Origin of the sequence: Nonomuraea solani (assembly GCF_900108335.1) — a bacterium.
GTDB classification, from domain to species: domain Bacteria; phylum Actinomycetota; class Actinomycetes; order Streptosporangiales; family Streptosporangiaceae; genus Nonomuraea; species Nonomuraea solani.
Map to the genome: position 1 here is coordinate 792,208 of NZ_FNVT01000002.1, position 17,564 is coordinate 809,771.

The window sequence follows — 17,564 nt, forward strand, 5'->3', positions numbered from 1 at the left end:
GCCTGCCTTTGTGGCAACCGCCGCGCTTTGGTTCGTGACATTGCACAGGCCGACCCGACCTACATCCGCCAACTACAGATCACAGGCACAACCGCTTGTCAGGTGACGTGATACCTGGCCGCGTGCCGGCTGGGTGAGCCAGCCAGCGCCCCCGAGCTGGTGGCCCCGAACCAGTGGCCCCGAACTGGCGGGGCCGAACCGGTGGCCCCGAACTGGTGGGGCCGAGCTGGCGGGGCCGAACTGGCGGGGCCGAGCAGATGGACCCGTCCGGTGAGATGTTCGGCGAGTGAGGGGGCCCATTCTGCGTCGGTGTCACCAGATTTGGGTGATCACGTTCTGGACGATCAGCCCCAAAGCGGAGGCCGCCGCCACGGCCAGGATCGCCACCCGGACCTTGCCGCCGTCGAGGTAGCGGCGCAGCGGTCCCGACACCAGGAAGCCGAGCACCATGGGCACGATGAGGACCGCCCCGGTCAGTAGCGCCTGGGCGGGGAGTTCGTCCACGAGCGCGAGCACCAACAGCGACTGGCCGGCGCTCAGGAAGAAGAACATCGCCAGCGTGGCCCGGATCTGCGGCCCCTTGGCGTTCTGGTAGACGAGCGCGATGGGCGGCCCGCCGATGCCGGTGGCCGTGCCGGTGATCCCCGAGACGAAACCGGCCGAGGCGATCGTGGGACCGTTGCGCGGCACACTCACCGCCCTGGCCGTCAGTGCCACGGCGATCAGCACCATGACGGCGACGAAGATGCCTCGGGCGTATATGGAAAAGTAGACGATAACGACTGCGCCCAGGACGCTTCCCGGCACTCTGCCGAGCAGCGCGAAACCGAGGCCGCGCCAATCCACCCGGCGCCACTCGACGGCCAGCGTGAACAGCGGAAGGGTCAGGTTGACGACCTGGATGGCGCCGGGCATCAGGTCGGGGCCCAGCATGGTCAGTACGGGTGCCGCGACCAGCCCCAGCCCGAATCCGACGCCTCCCTGGACGATCGCACCCACGAAGACGGCCAGACCGCCCACTATCAGCACTAATGCCACGTTAGTCATGCATGAAAGTCAATCATCTTACTCTCTGTTGCCGATGTTGCCGGGAGAGTAACGGTGCACGGGTAGTGTTTCCGTCTGACGTCGACGTAGCCTCAGGAGTATGGCCATGAAGCCGAAAGCCACGACCATACGCGTCAGCGTCAAAACCCGCGACCGAATCGCAGCGCTGGCCAAGAAGGCAGGTGAGCCCATGACCGCGATCATCGACCAGGCCATCAGGGAGATGGAAAAGAAGCATCGCTGGCAGCACGTCGCGGAGCAGATGGAGCGCACACAACGCGAGGACCCGAAAGTTTGGGCCGGCTATCTCGCGGAGTCCGAGCTGGTCCAAGGCCCACGACCACGCTCCACCCGCATCGCACCGGAGTGGGAGGGGCTCATCACGTTTCCCGAGGAGAGAGATGCGGGTGATCCAGGGCGAGATCTGGCTCGCTGACCTGGGCGATCCGGAGGGCCGCGAGCAGGGCCACTACCGCCCTGTGCTGGTCGTCAGCAACGACGACTTCAACGCAGCCACCGCGGTCAAGGTCATTGTGCCGCTGACCACGACGGACCGGGGATGGGACAACCACATTCCCCTTCCGGCCGAGAGCACGGGTCTGGACAAGCCCAGCTGGGCCATGATCGAGCATGTGCGCAGCGTGTCTCCACAGCGGTTCACGAGGAGGATCGGGATCGTTCCCGACGCCGTCGTCCGCGAAGTCACCGGCTGGATAACGGACGTGCTCTGAGAAGTTATGCCGCCCACGGAAATAACGGTTCGCCGGGTGGCACTTCACATCGTGCCACAGTCCGTACGGCTCTAAGCTGCCGATCGTGCCATCCTCAGCTCTGACCCTTGCCACGATTCTGATCACCGCCTCCCTCAGCACCACCGCGGCCCCGATCGAGAGCCCGTTTCCCAAGAAGGCCGGGAAGCTGGGTGTGGCGGCGTGTGCCGAGACACCGCTCAGTTCCGGTGGGATTCCGCGTGAGCGCGAGTACCTTACGGGTGTCGTGAAATGTCTGGACCGGTCGTGGGCGGCGTACTTCAAGCGGGCGGGGTTGAGTCTCGGCAGGCCCATTGTCGAGTACTACGCGGAGCCCGCCAGAACCGTGTGCGGCAGGGCCTGGCCCGAGCACGCGGACGCCTTCTACTGCACCGAGCGTGCCACCCTCGTCTTCCCGCTCACTGGTGGGTGGATCGAGAACAGGGCCGATCTCTACCCGATGAAGGTGGCCGCCCACGAGTACGGGCACCACGTGCAGAGCGCCCTTGGCATCCGCAGGGCGTACGAGATGGAGGCCAGGACCCGGGGCGGCGATCGCGGGAACGCCCTCAAGCGGCGGTACGAGTTGCAGGCCGACTGTCTGGCGGGAGTGTTCCTGGGCAGCGTGTGGGGTTCGCTGCGACGGCCGCGGAGTGACTGGGCGGCGCTGGTCGAAACCGTCAAGGCCAGCGGCGATGACGGTCTCGACGGCGGCGCACGCAGTCATGGCAAGGGCGCCAACCGGGCCGCCTGGCTCGAACGCGGCTATCGGGCCGGCTCCCCCACGGCGTGCGACACCTGGTCGGCAGCCGCAACCAAGGTCGCGTAAAGGGCTGGGCGCCGTATTGAGGGCTGAGTGCCGTAAAGAGCTGAGCGCCGTAAAGGGCTGAGGACCGTAAAGGGCTGAGGGCCGCAAAAGGGCTGAGGGACGTGCAAAGGGCTGAGGGACGTGCAAAGGGCTGAGGATGCGGAGAGCCGCCCGGCGGGGGTGGCCCGTCGGGCGGCTCTTCATGTGTCGGGTGGTACCCCCGATACGGGCGCGTAAGGATCGCGCCCCACCCCCGGCGATCAAGCCAAGGGCTCCCGCGTCCGCGCCCGGCTCATGACCGGGCGCGTCCGCGAGAAGATCTACCTCGCGAGCGGCGAGCGCCGCTCGGCACCAGCGCCGCGCTCCACAGCGCGCAGCGCAGCACCAGCGCCGTGCGGTCTACTTCGCCAGCAGCGAGCGCAGTACGTACTGCATGATGCCGCCGTGCCGGTAGTAGTCGGCCTCGCCGGGCGTGTCGATGCGGACCACCGCGTCGAACTCCACGTCGCCCGCCTTGACGTGCACCGTCTGCGGGATGCCGCCCTTGTTGAGCTCCTCGACGCCCGTGATCTCGAACGTCTCCTCGCCCGTCAACCCGAGCGCCTCGGCCGAGCCGCCCTCCGGGTACTGCAGCGGAAGGACGCCCATGCCGATCAGGTTGGAGCGGTGGATGCGCTCGTAGGACTCGGCGATGACCGCGCGCACGCCCAGCAGCGCCGTGCCCTTGGCCGCCCAGTCGCGCGAGGAGCCCGAGCCGTATTCCTTGCCGGCCAGGACCACCAGCGGCGTGCCGGCCTCGGCGTAGTTGACCGAGGCGTCATAGATGAACGACACCGGCGCGTCCGGCTGGGTGAAGTCGCGGGTGTAGCCGCCCTCGGTGCCCGGCGCGATCTGGTTGCGCAGGCGGATGTTGGCGAACGTGCCCCGGATCATCACCTCGTGGTTGCCGCGCCGCGAGCCGTAGGAGTTGAAGTCCTTGACCTCGACCCCGTTGGAGCGCAGGTATTGGGCGGCGGGGGTGCCCGTCTTGATGGAGCCGGCCGGCGAGATGTGGTCGGTGGTGACCGAGTCGCCGACCTTGACCAGCACGCGGGCGCCCGAGATGTCGGTCACCGGCTCCGGCTTCTCCGGCATGCCGTCGAAATAGGGGGCCTTGCGGACGTAGGTGGAGTCGGGGTCCCACTCGAACGTGTCGCCGGTCGGGATCGACAGCGACGTCCAGTGGTCGTCGCCCTTGAACACGTCGGCGTAGTCACGCTCGAACATGTCGCGGCCGATGGAGGAGTTGACCACCGCCGAGATCTCCTCGGGCGAGGGCCAGATGTCGCGCAGGTAGACCGGCTCCCCGTCGGCGCCGAGGCCCAGGGGCTCGGTGTCGAGGTCGAGGTCCATGGTCCCGGCCAGCGCGTACGCCACCACGAGCGGCGGCGAGGCCAGGTAGTTCATCTTGACGTCGGGGTTGATCCGGCCCTCGAAGTTGCGGTTGCCGGACAGCACGGCGGTGACCGCGAGGTCGTTGGCCTGGATCGCGTCGGAGATCTCCGGCAGCAGCGGCCCCGAGTTGCCGATGCAGGTGGTGCAGCCGTAGCCGACGAGGTTGAAGCCGATCTTGTCGAGGTAGGGCTGCAGCCCCGAGCGCTCGAAGTAGCCGGTGACCACCTGCGAGCCGGGCGCCAGCGACGTCTTGACCCACGGCTTGCGGTTGAGGCCCTTGTCGACCGCGTTGCGGGCGAGCAGGGCGGCGCCGAGCATGACGTACGGGTTGGAGGTGTTGGTGCACGAGGTGATCGCGGCGATCGAGACGATGCCGTGGTCGATCTCGAACGTGGTGCCGTCGGCCAGCGTGACCGGCACCGGCTTGTGCGGCCGGCCGCCGTTGGCGCGGGAGTTGGAGGCGGGCGGGTCGGAGGCCGGGAAGGTCTCCTCGCCGGCCTCGTCGACGCCGTCCTCGACGTAGTTCTGGACGTCGTGGCGCCAGGTGTCCTTGGCCGCCGACAGGGCGATGCGGTCCTGCGGGCGCTTGGGACCGGCGATCGACGGGACGACGGTGCCGAGGTCGAGCTCGATGTATTCGGAGAACACCGGCTCGTCGGCGGCGGGGTCGAGCCAGAGGCCCTGGGCCTTGGCGTACGCCTCGACGAGGGCGATCTGCTCCTCGGAGCGCCCGGTCAGGCGCAGGTAGTCGACGGTCTGGCCGTCGATCGGGAAGATCGCGCAGGTGGAGCCGAACTCGGGGCTCATGTTGCCGATCGTGGCCCGGTCGGCCAGCGGCACGGACGAGACGCCCTCGCCGTAGAACTCCACGAACTTGCCGACCACGCCGTGCTTGCGCAGGATCTCGGTGATCGTCAGCACCAGGTCGGTGGCGGTCGCCCCGGCGGGCAGCTTGCCGTTGAGCTTGAAGCCGACGACGCGCGGGATGAGCATGGAGATCGGCTGGCCGAGCATCGCGGCCTCGGCCTCGATGCCGCCGACACCCCAGCCGAGAACGCCGATGCCGTTCTCCATGGTGGTGTGGGAGTCGGTGCCGACGCAGGTGTCGGGGTAGGCCTTGCCGTCGCGGATCATGACCACGCGCGCCAGGTGCTCGATGTTGACCTGGTGGACGATGCCGGTGCCGGGCGGGACGACCTTGAACTCGTCGAAGGCCGTCTGGCCCCAGCGCAGGAACTGGTAGCGCTCGCGGTTGCGCTCGTATTCGCGCTCCACGTTGCGCCGGAAGGCGTCGGGGTGGCCGAAGTAGTCGACGATGACCGAGTGGTCGATGACCATCTCGGCCGGCGCAAGCGGGTTGATGCGGGCGGCGTCGCCGCCGAGGTCGCGTACGGCCTCGCGCATGGTGGCCAGGTCGACCACGCACGGGACGCCGGTGAAGTCCTGCATGATGACCCGGGCGGGCGTGAACTGGATCTCCACGCTCGGCGCCGCTTTCGGGTCCCAGCCGCCCAGCGCACGGATGTGGTCGGCGGTGATGTTCGCGCCGTCCTCGGTGCGGAGAAGGTTTTCGAGCAGGATCTTCAGGCTGTACGGGAGGCGTGCGGCGCCCTCGACGGCGTCCAGCCGGAAAATCTCGTACGACGCGTCGCCGACGCGTAGCGTGTCACGGCTGCCGAAGCTGTTCGCGGACACGGTGATTCGCCTCCTCCATCAGACAGGTGTTCAGAGCAAATCCTGCCGCACTCCCGGATCGATCAGCACGTTAGGTGACCCTAACCAGAGACCGCGCGGCGGATGTCTTGATGTCAAGATATCCCTAGGTTATCTCGACATCAAGTTAAACGGGTGCCAACCGCCAGAACAGCAGCCCGACGATGGCCACCGACAGGATCGGGGCCAGGATCTTCTGCTCGAACTTCTTGCCCGTCTTGATGCCGATCTTCCACGGCAGCACCCACCTGACCGACAGCGGCCAGAGCACCGGGCACCCCCGCTCCGTCATGCAGTCGCCGACGACGTGGATGAGACAGCCCACCGCCACGGCCAGCCCCAGCCAGGCGTAGCCCACTTCGAGCGAGAGGAAGACGGCGAAGAGGCCGGCGGTGAGCCCGGCGTTGACCATCGCGGAGCCCAGTTTGTTGCCGGGGATGCCGACGCCGATGGCTCTCAAGGCCAGTCCGATGAGCAGCACGACCATGATGTCGCGCCCGATCGGATAGGTGCCGGCCAGAAAGTGCGTGCCGAAACCGAGCGCCACGGCGAACACCAGCGAGTGCGTCGCCCCGCGGTGCCCGCCGCTGAGGAAGGCCACGACCTTGGCGAGCGCCCACGTGATGGGCCCGAACGTCTGCGCGATGGTCGCGCTCGGATGGTCGAGGTCGGGCAGCATCGCCGCGCCGGCGCAGATGATCGCGCCCGCGATCAGCTCGGCGGGACTGAGGGCGGTGGCCATGATGCCGGTCTCGATGAACCGGCTGGACTCGTTGACCAGAGGTAGTGCGGCGAGCGGCGGGGCCAGCCCCAGCCAGGCGATGGCCCCGGTCATCGCGTGCGTGTGCCCCATCATGATCGCGATGCTATGGCAAAGAAAGTCTTTACGCGGACAGGCGTGCCGCTGACATCTGAGGACAAGTCACCGCAAACGCAGACGAGGTCGTCTCCGCGGCGACAGCACCCCCCAGCCCTGCCGACGCGGAACGACCTCGTCTGCTGTGAATAACGACGTCCCTCCCGATCCTGTTCCCGTATTTCGCAACTTTTTCGTGATCTGGCTCACTCCGGCTCCGGGGTTGCTAACGACACACTAACGATATATCTTTGACGCATCGAGAACGGATCACGATATAGGGGTAAAAATGAGTTCAGCACAGGCAGCCGGTGGCCCTTGGCCCGGCGCACATGAGTACAAGCGGGCGGCCCGCGAGGCGTTCAAGGCCCTGACCGACGCCTTCGACGACATGGGCCGTCGTCACCACCATCACGAGCACCGCCAGCGCGGCCGGCGGGGCGGTCCCGGGGGGCAGTTCCCGTTCGACTTCGGGCGCGGCGGCCCCTTCGGTCCCGGAGGCCCGTTCGGCGGCCCCGGCGGGCCGTTCGGCGGGGGCCACCGAGGCTGGGGCGGCCGCACCCGCAAGGCCAAGCGGGGCGACGTACGCGCCGCGATCCTGGCCCTGCTCTCCGAGGAGCCGCGCAACGGCTACCAGATCATCCAGGAGATCGCCGAGCGCAGCGAAGGCGGCTGGAAGCCCAGCCCGGGCGCCGTCTACCCGGCGCTGCAGCAGCTCACCGACGAGGGCCTGGTGATCGCGGAGGAGAACGAGGGCCGCAAGACCTTCCGCCTCACCGACGCCGGCCTCAACTACATCGAGACCCACGCCGACGAGGTACGGTCCCCCTGGGACGAGATGCGCCCGGACATCGACGACAACACCGCCGATCTCTGGCACATCGCCCGGCAGTCCGCATTCGCCATGATGCAGGTTCTCCAGACCGGAAACGACGCACAAATCCGCGAAGCGCGTAAGACTCTGGTAGAGACCCGGCGCAAGCTGTACCAGATCCTGGCCGACGGCGAACCGGGCGAGGAGTAGTCCATGACGGGCGCCGCACCGGAGGTCCGGTTCGGGGGGAGCGAGGAACCAGGGATGGACCGCAACGATCTCCGCATCGGCGACGCCGAGCGCGAGCAGACCATGGAGGCCCTGCGTGAGCACTTCGCGCAGGGCCGCCTGACCCACGAGGAGCTCGACGAGCGCCTCGACCGCACGCTGGCCGCGAAGACGTACCGCGACCTCGGCCGGATCACGGCCGATCTGCCGGGTCAGCGGACGGCGCACCCCGAGGCCGTCCCCGAGTTCGACATGGGCGACTGGCGGGCCGCGATGCACGCCCACCGGCGCCAGATGCAGTCCATGCGCCACGCCCAGCGGGACATGCGCCGGGAATGGCACGGGCGCAGGGGGCACCACGGGCCGCATCCCATCCTGCCGATGCTCTTCGTGTTCATGATGATCGGCCTGTTCGTCGGCGGTTTCGGGATCTTCAAGATCCTGCTCGTGGTGTGGCTGGCCGCCATGGTCTTCAGCCTGGCGCACCGGCGTTTCCACTCCCGTCGCTGATAGGCGCGCCCGATCGTTTTGGGCCTTGACCCGGTCATTGACTCAACTGATGATCTGGGCGGGTCTTCCGAAGCGAAGGGGAACGCCGCATGACCGAGCAGGGCACTCCGGTCCGCCTCACGAACCCGTTCGCCGCCGTCGCGGGCGCCGGCGGCGAAGTCATGGACGTGCCGGAGTACCAGGCCGGTTTCGACGGCGACCACGAGCTCTGCACCGAGCCGATGTGGAAGCTGGAGCGCGCCCAGGAGTTCTACGAGCCCGACGTGGCGAGCTGGCGGGCGATGATGGACGGCGACTGGGCGGGCTCGCTGGAGCTGGCCGGCCGGATGGCGGGGCCGGTGGCCGACTATTACCGCCGCCGGCATCCGGTCACGCGGGTGCGGGTGGTGGAGTTCCCTATCACCGCGTACCTGCAGTGGGAGCTCCACGTGCTGGCCCTGCGCGCCACGGCGGGCTCGCCCTGCCGGGTGGTGCCCGCCGCGCGGGTGGCGGACTGCGAGCCGGTGCCGGAGCTGGTGATCTTCAATCCGTCCCTCATGTACGAGGTCCTCTACGACCGGTACGGCGGGGGCCGGGGCGGCCGGCGGATCACCGACCCCGACGTGGTCGCCCCCTGCCTGCGCGCGGTGCGCGAGCTGTTCGCCGAGGGCGAGGACGTGCTCGACTTCCACCGCCGCGAGATCGTCCCGCTGCCGCCACCGGTGATCACGGACGAGATGCGGGCCGCGCTGCCCGCCTACGCCCACCGCACCGAGGAGTTCAGGGTGTGACGTTCTCGTTGACGCAGCGCAGCACGGGGAAGCGGGTCAGCGCGGCGGTGTCCAGCTCCCGCTCCGTGGTGACGTGGAAGACGGCGCTCTCCCCCGGCAGCAGCGTGACGAGCTGGTCGTCCACGCTCGCGGCCGGGTCGAGCCGGTCGGGGAAGACGGCCAGCTCGCGCAGCAGGGTGACGGCGGTGACGGTCACCCGGTAGCCGTCCGGTGCCCGTTCGGCCTGCGCGTCGTACTCCGCCGGCGCGAACGCCATGGCGGTGTCCTCGGCGTAGCAGCTCACCACCCGGCCGCCGCCGAACCGGGCGGCCAGCAACTCGTGGGCGGGGTCGTCGGGCACGGCCACTGACCGCGGCAGCGCCACCTTGAGCACCGACCTCGGGGCGGCGTGCACGGAGACGGCCTCCTTGGCCAGCGGCTCGCCGGTGAGGCCGAGCCGGGTCAGCAGCAGCTCGCCTGCCCAGGGCTCAGGGGTGTCGTTGACCAGGGCCAGCTCGCCGTCCTGCACGGTGAGCAGCCGGTCGGCGTAGGCGCGGCGCAGCGCGTACCAGAGGGGTTTGCGCCGCCCGTCGCCGTCGATCGCCGACCAGGACGTGACCGGCCAGCAATCGTTGAGCTGCCAGACGATCGTGCCCATGCAGTACGGCATCAGCGACCGGAACCGCTCGATCCCGAACGCCATCGCCCGCGCCTGGTTGAGCTGGGTCAGGTAGTGCCACCGGTCGAACGTCTCCGGTTCCGGCAGGTGCTCCCCCAGCCCGCGCAGCAGCTTGGCCTGCCCGTCGATCGCCTTCTGGTGGGAGGAGTCCGGCGTCAGCGGCTCGTCGGAGGAGGCCCGCCGCAGCGTCGCGTACGCGGGCGGCCCCTGGAAGCCGAACTCGGCCACGAACCTGGGCCGGTAGGCGGCGTAGCGGCGGTAGTCCTCGCGGTTCCAGACGTCCCAGATGTGGATCGTGCCCCTGGCCGGGTCGTTCGGCGGCCGGTGCGGCGCGCCCGAGTAGGGGCTGCCCGGCCAGTAGGGACGGCCGGGGTCCAGCTCGGCCACGATCGACGGGAGCAGGTCGTGGTAGAAACCGGCACCCCAGCTCCGGCCTTCGAGCCGGTCCCGCCAGCCCCAGTCGGCGTGGCCCTCCAGGTTCTCGTTGTTGCCGCACCACAGCACCAGGCTGGGGTGCGGGGTGAGCCTGGCGACGTTCTGCCTGGCCTCGGCCTCGACCTCGGAGCGGAACGGCTCCTCCTCCGGGTAGGCGGCGCAGGCGAACGGGAAGTCCTGCCACACCAGCAGGCCGAGCTCGTCGGCCAGGTCGTAGAAGTCCTCGCTCTCGTAGCGGCCGCCGCCCCAGACCCGCAGCAGGTTGACCCCGGCTTCGGTGGCCTGCGCGAACCGCCCGGCCAGCCGCTCCCGGGTGATCCGTGAAGGGAAGCAGTCGTCGGGGATCCAGTTGACGCCCCTGACGAAGACGGGCACACCGTTGATCTTCAGGGCGAACGCCTCGCGGTCCAGTTCGACATCCCTGAACCCGATGCGTCCCGTCCACTCCTGGTCGCCCAGGCGCACGGTCAGGTCGTAGAGAGGCTGGTCACCGTGGCCGCGCGGCCACCACAGGCGCGGTTCCGGCACGCGCAGCGCGAGCAGGCCCGTACGCCCGTCGAGGCGCCCTTCCGCGGTGACGCCCGCGATCTCGGCGGTCACGGCCAGCGGTTCCTCGGTGGTCCGCTCGGCCCGTACGCGCACCTCCACCGTGCCGTCCGCGCGCGCGAGCGGCCGGACCTCCGCCGGCCGGGCACGACTCCAGCTCTCCAGCCCGATCGGCCGCCAGATCCCGGCCGTCACCACGTTCGGGCCCCAGTCCCAGCCGAAGTTGCAGGCCATCTTGCGGATGAAGGGATAGGGCTCGTCGTAGGCGCCCGGCCGCTCCCCCAGCGCCGCCCGCCGCTCCTCCGCGTAGGCGTAGGCCGAGCCGAAGCGCACGACCAGCTCGTTGCCGCCCTCGCGCAGCAGGTGGCGGACCGGGAAGCGGTAGGAGCGGTGCTGGTTGGCGGTGCTCCCGAGGGGCGTCCCGTTGAGGACGAGCGTGGCGACCGTGTCGAGCCCGTCGCAGACCAGGTCCGTACGCTCGTGCTCGTCCGGCGACCAGGTGAAGATGGTGCGGTAGGTCCATTCCGTACGGCCGATCCAGGTCAGCCGGTGCTCGTTGGCGTCCATGTAGGGGTCGTCGATGAGCCCGGCCGCGAGGAGATCGGTGTGCACGCAGCCGGGCACGCTCGCCGGGACACCGGTGAGGTCATCGGACGACAGGGTCCAGCCGTCGTGCAGCGGACGGTAGGTCAAGAAGCTCTCCTTAGCAGGTCGCGAGCCGGGCGCAGGCCACGTAATGGCCCGGTTCGGCCTCCAGCAGGCCACCGGACGCCCCTCGCTCGTGGTAGAGGCAGGCGTCCACGGGCACGGCGTCGTCCCACGCCTCGTGCAGGCGCGGCACGGCCGACAGCAGCTCGCGCGTGTACGGGTGCAGCGGATCCCCGAACACCTGCCCGGTCGGCCCCATCTCGACCACGCCGCCCCGCCGCAGCACCACGGTGCGCTCGGCCAGGTAGTTGCCGAGGGACAGGTCGTGGGTGATGTACAGCACGCCGAGCCCCCTGGTCTTCAGCTCGGCGAGCAGGTTGAGCACGTCGATACGGGTGGAGGCGTCCAGCATGCTGGTGATCTCGTCGGCGACCAGCAGCTTGATATCGAGCAGCAGCGCGCGGGCGATGAGCAGCCGCTGCAACTGGCCGCCGCTGAGCTGGTGGGGATATTTGCCGAGCACCTGGCCGGGGTTGAGCCGCACGTCGCGCAGGGCCGTGGCGACCCGCTCCGACCACTCGGGCGCGGGCACGGCCGGGTAGTACGCCTCCTTGATCATGGCGAACACCCGGTCGGCCTTGAACACCGGGTTGAAGGAGCTGAACGGGTCCTGGAAGATGCCCTGGATGCGCCGGTAGTACTCTTTGCCGGGCCGCACCGGCGCCCCTTCGAAGGTGATCGAGCCGCTGGTGACCGGGTTGAGGCCGAGGATCATCCGGCCGATCGTGCTCTTGCCGCTGCCGCTCTCGCCGATCAGGGAGACGACCTCGCCCGGCACGACCTCGAAGCTCACGTCCTTGACGGCGGTGACGCTCTTGCCGCCGAAGGCGCCGATCCGGAATTCCTTGGTGACGTCGTGAAGTCGGAGCATCAGGCCTTCCAGCAGGCTACGTGGTGGTCGGGGGCGAGCTCGGCCACCGGCGGATCTTCGGCGCACTCCTCGCCCGCGATCGGGCAGCGGTCGCGGAAGCGGCAGCCGGTGGGCGGGTCCAGCAGCGACGGCGGGCTGCCGGCGATGCCTTCGAGCCTGCGGTCGGCGTAGCGGACGCCGACCTCGGGCAGGGACTCCAGCAGCAGCCGCGTGTACGGGTGCCGCGGCGCCTTGACGATCACGTCGGCGGGGGCCTTCTCGGCGAGCCGGCCCGCGTACATGACCATGATCGTGTCGGCGATGTGGTGGGTGAGCGCGATGTCGTGGGTGACGAAGATCATGCTCTTGACGTAGCCGCTCTCGCGGAAGGCGAGCAGCGCGCGGGCGACGGCCTTCTGGGTGGAGACGTCGAGCGCGGAGGTGACCTCGTCGGCGATCAGCAGGGACGGGTCGAGCAGCGTGGAGATGACCATCACCATGCGCTGTTTCATGCCGCCCGACAGCTCGATCGGGTAGCGGTCGAGCACCTCGCGGGGCAGGCCGACCTGGTCCATGCGGCGTTCGAGCTCGGCGGCGTCCAGGGTGGCGCCCCTCGACCTGAGCAGTTCGCCGACCATCTTGCGGATCTTGCGGGTGGGGTTGAGCGCGCTCATGGCGTACTGCGGGATGAGGGAGACCTCGCGGAAGCGGAAGTCGTTCATCCGGCGGTCGTCGCCGATGGGCAGCTCCTTGCCGTCGAGCACGACCGTGCCGCCCACGTGGCGCATGCGGCCGTCCATGCGGATGAGGGCCTTGCCGAGCGTGCTCTTGCCGCAGCCCGACTCACCGACCAGGCCCAGGATCTCCCCGTCGCCCATCGCGAAGGACATGCCGTCTAGGGCACGGACGTCGCCCTTGAGTGTCCTGTAGTGCACGCGGAGGTCGCTGACCTGCAGACTCATGTCTCCCTCAGTTTCGGGTTGAAGACCTCGTCGAGCCCGACGTTGGCGACGTACAGGGCGCCCACGATGGCGGTGATGGCCGCTCCCGGCGGCACGAACCACCACCAGAGGCCGAGCTGGAGCGCGCTCCACTGGTTGGCGTTCTGCAGCATCAGCCCTAGAGAGACCCCTTCCGTGGGGCCGAGGCCGATGAAGTCCAGCGAGGAGGCGATCAGGATCGAGCCGCCGAACAGCAGGATGAACGTCATGAACAGGTAGGAGCTCATGTTCGGCGCGATCTCCCTGGAGATGATCCGCCAGGTGCCCGAGCCGCTCATCCTGGCCAGGTCCACGAACTCGCGGGTGCGCAGCGAGAACGTCTGCGCCCTGATCGCCCGCGCCGCCCACGGCCACTGCGTCAGGCCGATGAACAGGCCCTGCACGGCGACGCTCCTGATGCCCAGGTAGGCGTTGATGATCAGCAGCACGGCCAGGGTGGGGATGACGAGGATGACGTTGGTCAGCATGTTGAGGACCTCGTCCACGATGCCGCCGCGGTAGCCGGCCACGAAGCCGACGAGCATGCCGATGACCGCCGCGATGCCGCCGCCGATCACGCCGACGGCGAAGGTGGCGCGCAGGCCGTACACGAACTGCAGGAAGACGTCCTGGCCGAACGTGGTGGTGCCGAACCAGTGCTCGCCCGAGGGCGGCGTCATGGGGCGGGGGCCGTATTCGAGGGGCGCGCCGCCGATCAGCACGGGACCGGCCAGGCCGAGCACGAGCAGCGCGAGCACGATGGCGAACCCGGTCATCAGCTTGCCGTTGCGCACCGCGAAGTAGAGCGCCTCACGGCGCACCCCGGTCCGCTCGCGCGGCGCGACGTCCTGTAGAGCGGTCATGCCTGGGCACCCGCCATTCCCGCCCTGGTACGCGGATCGACCACGACGTAGACGATGTCGATGATGAAGTTGGCGATCAGCACGCCCAGCACGATGAACAGGAACGTGCCCTGGAGCAGGAAGAAGTCCTTGTTCTGGATGGCCTTGAGAATCAGGCTGCCGAGGCCGGGATAGGCGAAGACGATCTCGGTGACCAGGGCGCCCGCGACCAGCACGCCCAGTTGCAGGGCCAGGCCGGTGATCTGGGGCAGGACGGCGTTGCGGAAGGCGTAGCGGCGGATGAGCCGGGCGGGCGCGCCGAGCGCCGACAGGTAGTTGGAGTAGTCGGACTCCAGCTCGTAGATGATCATGTTGCGCATGCCGATGGCCCAGCCGCCCAGCGCCACCAGGAACAGTGACAGGAACGGCAGGGTCCAGTGGTGCAGCAGGTCGAGCAGGAACGTCCACGACCAGTTGGGCCGCATCGAGAAGCTGTAGCCGCCGGCCACCGGAAACAGGCCCGCGAGCACGCCCAGCGACCAGGCCAGGAGCACGGCCAGCCACATGTACGGCATGGCCGTCAGCACGTACCCGATGGGGAGCACGGTGTTGTCGAGGACCTTGCGGCGGGCCGCGTACGCGCCGAACCGGTTGCCCACCACCCAGCTCAGCAGCACCGACGGGACGATCAGCGCCAGCGTGTACGGCACCGCCCGGGTGATCACGTCGCTGACCGGCGTCGGGAACAGCCAGATGCTGAGCCCGAAGTCCCCCTGGAACAGCGCGCCCCAGAAGTTGACGTACTGCTGCCAGAGCGGCTGGTCCAGGCCGAACAGGTTGTTGTAGTAGGCCCGCATGGCCTCGACGGCCTGGGCGTTGGTGACGTTGGCCCGGGCGACCATGCTGGCGACCGGATCGCCCGGCATGAAGCGCGGGATCATCCAGTTGACCGTGACCGCGACGAAGAAGGTAAGCCCGTAGATGAGCAGTTTTCTACCGAAGTAACGACGCACGCGAGTTCTCCGTGAAGGCCCTCCGCCCCCCGGGGTTCTGGGGGCGGAGGGGCGGGGTTCGTCCGGTCAGGAACCGGAGGGCTGGAGCTGGGTGAGCGTCTCGAAGCCACCCAGTTCGAGCCAGTTGCGCCACATGACGGCACCGGTCTTGGGCGCGCTGCCGGCCTCGGCCGGCCAGTTCTTCCACGTGCTCGTGCTGGCCTGGGCCCAGAGGCCGTTGTACCAGAGCGGGATGATCGGCATGTCGTCGAGATGGATCTTCTGGAGCTGGGAGATGATCTTGTTCATGCCCGCGACGTCGTCGGTCTTGACCTGGTCCAGCTCCTGGACGAGGTCCCACGCCTTCTTGTTCTCGTAGCGGGCGAAGTTGACCGTGTTCTGCTGCTTCTGGATGGGCAGCTGGAACATGTACTCGTAGTAGGTGTAGGGCGAGTTCGACAACTGGCGCTCGTTGTTGATGAGCAGGTCGTAGTCGCCCTTGGCGCGCTTTTCGACCAGCGCGTTGAAGTCGGGGAAGTCGGGCGTGATCTGGATGCCCGTGGTCTTGGCGCTGGCGGAGATCGACCGGGCCGACTCCATCCAGTCGGTCCAGCCGGACGGCACGATGAGGGTCAGGCTGATCTTGGAGCCGTCCTTGTTCTCGACGTACCCGTCGCCGTCGCCGTCCTTGTAACCAGCGTCCGCCAGGAGCTTCTTGGCCTTGGCCGCGTCGAACGTGAAGCCCGACGAGGAGACGACGTTCTGGTCCACGAACTTGTCCCACTGGGGCAGCAGGCCGGTCGGGCTGCTGGCCTTGACCAGGTTGCCGTACACGCCTTCGACGATCTTCTTGACGTCGACGGAGGCGGCCAGCGCCTTGCGGAAGGCCGGGTCGTTCATCGGCTTCTTGGTGGTGTTCGGCACCAGCCAGGCGGTGTTGGCCGACAGCATGTACGGCGGCTGGCTGTAATACGTCGTCAGCCCGAAGTTGCCCTGCACCAGGTTGGCCACGCCGGGCAGGAAGTTGTTGCTGAGGTCCAGCCCCTTCTGCAGCAGCATGCCCATCGCGACCTCGTTGCTCGGGGTGGCGATGTCGACGATGTAGCGCGGCTTGGGCTCCATGTTGAGCGCCGTCTTGCCCCACCAGTCGTCGCGGCGCTGCAGGACCACGCGGTCCTGGTCCTTGCTCATGAACGTGTACGAGCCCGTGCCGACCGGGTTCTCGTTGATCCCGTCGAGGACCTCCTTCTCCGAGCGCCCCTTCCAGATGTGCTCGGGGAGCATGGAGCGGCTGTAGAGCATGAAGTCCCACTGCTGGTAGTTCGCCTTGGAGAAGGTGAACTTCACGGTCTGGTCGTCGACGGCCTCGACGGTCTTCAGCCAGTTCCACAGATGGTTGTACGGGATCGTCTCCATCTTGCCGAGCTCGAAGGAGAAGACGACGTCCTTGGCGGTGAACGGCTGGCCGTCGGCCCATTTGACGCCGGGGCGCAGCTTCAGCTCGTAGGTGGTGTCGTCGGCCCACGCGCCGCCGGTGGCCAGCCACGGGGTGAGCTTGGCGGCGTTGGGGTCGTAGTGGAAGAGCGTCTCGTAGACCAGGCCCTTGGTGCCGATGGCCGAGTCCCATTCCCTGATCGGGTTGAAGTTGGCCGGCGGTCCCCACTGGGTGCCCGTGGTGTAGAGCGTCTCGTTGCGCGGTAACTGGTCGGGGTTGGCACTGGCCACCGCGCCGCCCTGGCTCGGCGCTTGGGAGGCCGGCGGGGTCGGCGTGGATCCGCCGCCGCTGCAGGCCGCGGCGAGCAGGCCCGCCGCCACGAGCGGAATCATGATCCGAGCCCGGTTACGCATCGCTTCTCTCCTTACTCCGCGCCCGGCGCGAAGGTTCGTACGTCTGCTAGCCCCCCGATGGACCGGCCCCCGCGATCTGGGAGCGCTCCCAGAGCTGACGCGAAGATCGGCAGAATCTGCTGAACCGGATAAGTACCGCGAACGTAAATTCCGTTAGTCCGTGCCGTCAAGAGCCGTGACGCTTTCGAGACGTCCCCCTGGAAACGCTCTCAGGACCGGTTCGCCGGCTTGATCAACTTCGCTGCCAACCGGAAGCCGGGGCCCGCCGTCCTACATCCGTTCGCATACCCCCCGAAGGGACTCAACGGTGAGACATGCCCTCACGGCCGTCGCCGCGGTCACGGTGTTCTGCGTCGCCTTACCCGCCCAGGCGGCCGCCCCCGCGATCCAGATCGTGAAGATCTACTACGACTCGCCCGGGGCCGATCTGCGCTCCAACGGCTCGCTGAACGCCGAGTACGTCACCCTGCTCAACACCACGAAGCGGGCGATCGACCTCGAGGGCTGGACCGTCCGGGACAAGACCGGCTACACCTACGAGTTCGGCCCCGACGTGCTGCTCGGCCCGAAGAAGCGGATCACCCTCCGCTCCGGCCAGGGCGGCGACGGCACCGCTTCCGTCTACTGGAACCGCAAGCAGTACGTCTGGAACAACGACCAGGACACGGCCTACGTCCGCAACCCGGCGGGCCGGCCGGTCGACTCATGCTCCTACAAGGCCAGCACCGGGTCCGCGTACGTGACCTGCTGACCGCCGGATGCCCCTCGGCGGCGTC

16 protein-coding genes are annotated in these 17,564 nt (G+C 68.4%); 7 read left to right on the forward strand and 9 right to left on the reverse strand.

Features of this window, described 5'->3' with window-relative positions; genetic code table 11:
* Positions 1-312 precede the first annotated feature (312 nt).
* Entirely contained in the window at positions 313-1,029 is a 717-nt protein-coding gene (locus tag C4V41_RS09350) for a sulfite exporter TauE/SafE family protein (RefSeq protein WP_235029999.1), read from the reverse strand.
* Positions 1,030-1,147: 118 nt separating this feature from the next.
* Between C4V41_RS09350 and C4V41_RS60635 the strand changes: the two genes are divergently transcribed.
* The 3 genes from C4V41_RS60635 (at position 1,148) to C4V41_RS09360 (ending at position 2,625) form a co-directional block, all read left to right on the forward strand.
* Complete coding sequence (locus tag C4V41_RS60635; protein ID WP_146103598.1) at positions 1,148-1,483, forward strand: hypothetical protein; 336 nt, start codon at positions 1,148-1,150, stop codon at positions 1,481-1,483.
* Complete coding sequence (locus C4V41_RS09355) at positions 1,455-1,778, forward strand: type II toxin-antitoxin system PemK/MazF family toxin (RefSeq protein ID WP_200823850.1); 324 nt, start codon at positions 1,455-1,457, stop codon at positions 1,776-1,778. Before C4V41_RS60635 ends, C4V41_RS09355 begins: the two co-directional genes overlap by 29 nt.
* A gap of 85 nt (positions 1,779-1,863) precedes the next feature.
* Positions 1,864-2,625, forward strand: coding sequence for a neutral zinc metallopeptidase (locus tag C4V41_RS09360; RefSeq protein ID WP_235030000.1), 762 nt, complete (start codon positions 1,864-1,866; stop codon positions 2,623-2,625).
* 378 nt (positions 2,626-3,003) lie between these two features.
* Here C4V41_RS09360 and acnA read toward each other — a convergent pair whose 3' ends face one another.
* Complete coding sequence (gene acnA, locus C4V41_RS09365; protein WP_103955354.1) at positions 3,004-5,733, reverse strand: aconitate hydratase AcnA; 2,730 nt, start codon at positions 5,731-5,733, stop codon at positions 3,004-3,006.
* 145 nt (positions 5,734-5,878) lie between these two features.
* Positions 5,879-6,607, reverse strand: a complete 729-nt coding sequence (locus C4V41_RS09370; RefSeq protein ID WP_103955355.1) for a metal-dependent hydrolase — start codon at positions 6,605-6,607, stop codon at positions 5,879-5,881.
* A gap of 289 nt (positions 6,608-6,896) precedes the next feature.
* On the opposite strand from C4V41_RS09370, the gene C4V41_RS09375 reads away from it, so the two are divergent.
* From C4V41_RS09375 to C4V41_RS09385, 3 genes are all read left to right on the forward strand, one after another.
* The gene (locus C4V41_RS09375) at positions 6,897-7,631 is read left to right on the forward strand and encodes a PadR family transcriptional regulator (RefSeq protein ID WP_103955356.1); all 735 of its coding nucleotides are present in this window, start codon (positions 6,897-6,899) and stop codon (positions 7,629-7,631) included.
* A 54-nt stretch (positions 7,632-7,685) separates the two neighbouring features.
* Positions 7,686-8,159 (forward strand): DUF1707 SHOCT-like domain-containing protein, encoded by a 474-nt coding sequence (locus C4V41_RS09380; RefSeq protein WP_103955357.1) that lies wholly within the window; start codon positions 7,686-7,688, stop codon positions 8,157-8,159.
* 89 nt (positions 8,160-8,248) lie between these two features.
* On the forward strand, positions 8,249-8,929 hold the full coding sequence (locus C4V41_RS09385) for a DUF6879 family protein (protein WP_103955358.1): 681 nt from the start codon (positions 8,249-8,251) through the stop codon (positions 8,927-8,929).
* Here C4V41_RS09385 and C4V41_RS09390 read toward each other — a convergent pair.
* The 6 genes from C4V41_RS09390 to C4V41_RS09415 all read right to left on the reverse strand — a co-directional run bounded on the left by C4V41_RS09390 (position 8,919) and on the right by C4V41_RS09415 (position 16,788).
* Positions 8,919-11,261 (reverse strand): glycoside hydrolase family 2 protein, encoded by a 2,343-nt coding sequence (locus tag C4V41_RS09390; protein WP_103955359.1) that lies wholly within the window; start codon positions 11,259-11,261, stop codon positions 8,919-8,921. The genes C4V41_RS09385 and C4V41_RS09390 overlap by 11 nt on opposite strands.
* Positions 11,262-11,271: 10 nt before the next feature.
* Positions 11,272-12,147: an ABC transporter ATP-binding protein gene (locus C4V41_RS09395; protein ID WP_103955360.1), complete on the reverse strand. Its 876-nt coding sequence runs from the start codon at positions 12,145-12,147 to the stop codon at positions 11,272-11,274.
* A complete protein-coding gene (locus C4V41_RS09400) occupies positions 12,147-13,088 on the reverse strand; it encodes an ABC transporter ATP-binding protein (RefSeq protein ID WP_103955361.1) in 942 nt (313 codons plus the stop codon). The genes C4V41_RS09395 and C4V41_RS09400 overlap by 1 nt, the downstream gene beginning before the upstream one ends.
* Positions 13,085-13,969 (reverse strand): ABC transporter permease, encoded by an 885-nt coding sequence (locus C4V41_RS09405; RefSeq protein ID WP_103955362.1) that lies wholly within the window; start codon positions 13,967-13,969, stop codon positions 13,085-13,087. Before C4V41_RS09405 ends, C4V41_RS09400 begins: the two co-directional genes overlap by 4 nt.
* Positions 13,966-14,961, reverse strand: a complete 996-nt coding sequence (locus C4V41_RS09410; protein ID WP_103955363.1) for an ABC transporter permease — start codon at positions 14,959-14,961, stop codon at positions 13,966-13,968. The genes C4V41_RS09405 and C4V41_RS09410 overlap by 4 nt, the downstream gene beginning before the upstream one ends.
* A 66-nt stretch (positions 14,962-15,027) precedes the next feature.
* Positions 15,028-16,788 carry an ABC transporter substrate-binding protein gene (locus tag C4V41_RS09415; RefSeq protein ID WP_103955364.1) on the reverse strand — a complete coding sequence of 587 codons (1,761 nt, stop codon included), beginning with the start codon at positions 16,786-16,788 and terminating at the stop codon, positions 15,028-15,030.
* 307 nt (positions 16,789-17,095) lie between these two features.
* Here C4V41_RS09415 and C4V41_RS09420 point away from each other — a divergent pair, with 307 nt between their 5' ends.
* Positions 17,096-17,539 (forward strand): lamin tail domain-containing protein, encoded by a 444-nt coding sequence (locus C4V41_RS09420; protein WP_103955365.1) that lies wholly within the window; start codon positions 17,096-17,098, stop codon positions 17,537-17,539.
* Positions 17,540-17,564: the final 25 nt, after the last annotated feature.

Excerpts from the sequence above, each read along its gene's own strand:
- C4V41_RS60635 (WP_146103598.1), top strand. The coding sequence starts at position 1,148 with ATGGCCATGAAGCCGAAAGCCACGACCATACGCGTCAGCGTCAAAACC.
- C4V41_RS09370 (WP_103955355.1), bottom strand. The coding sequence starts at position 6,607 with ATGATGGGGCACACGCACGCGATGACCGGGGCCATCGCCTGGCTGGGG.
- C4V41_RS09375 (WP_103955356.1), top strand. The coding sequence starts at position 6,897 with ATGAGTTCAGCACAGGCAGCCGGTGGCCCTTGGCCCGGCGCACATGAG.
- C4V41_RS09380 (WP_103955357.1), top strand. The coding sequence starts at position 7,686 with ATGGACCGCAACGATCTCCGCATCGGCGACGCCGAGCGCGAGCAGACC.
- C4V41_RS09385 (WP_103955358.1), top strand. The coding sequence starts at position 8,249 with ATGACCGAGCAGGGCACTCCGGTCCGCCTCACGAACCCGTTCGCCGCC.
- C4V41_RS09395 (WP_103955360.1), bottom strand. The coding sequence starts at position 12,147 with ATGCTCCGACTTCACGACGTCACCAAGGAATTCCGGATCGGCGCCTTC.
- C4V41_RS09400 (WP_103955361.1), bottom strand. The coding sequence starts at position 13,088 with ATGAGTCTGCAGGTCAGCGACCTCCGCGTGCACTACAGGACACTCAAG.
- C4V41_RS09405 (WP_103955362.1), bottom strand. The coding sequence starts at position 13,969 with ATGACCGCTCTACAGGACGTCGCGCCGCGCGAGCGGACCGGGGTGCGC.
- C4V41_RS09415 (WP_103955364.1), bottom strand. The coding sequence starts at position 16,788 with ATGCGTAACCGGGCTCGGATCATGATTCCGCTCGTGGCGGCGGGCCTG.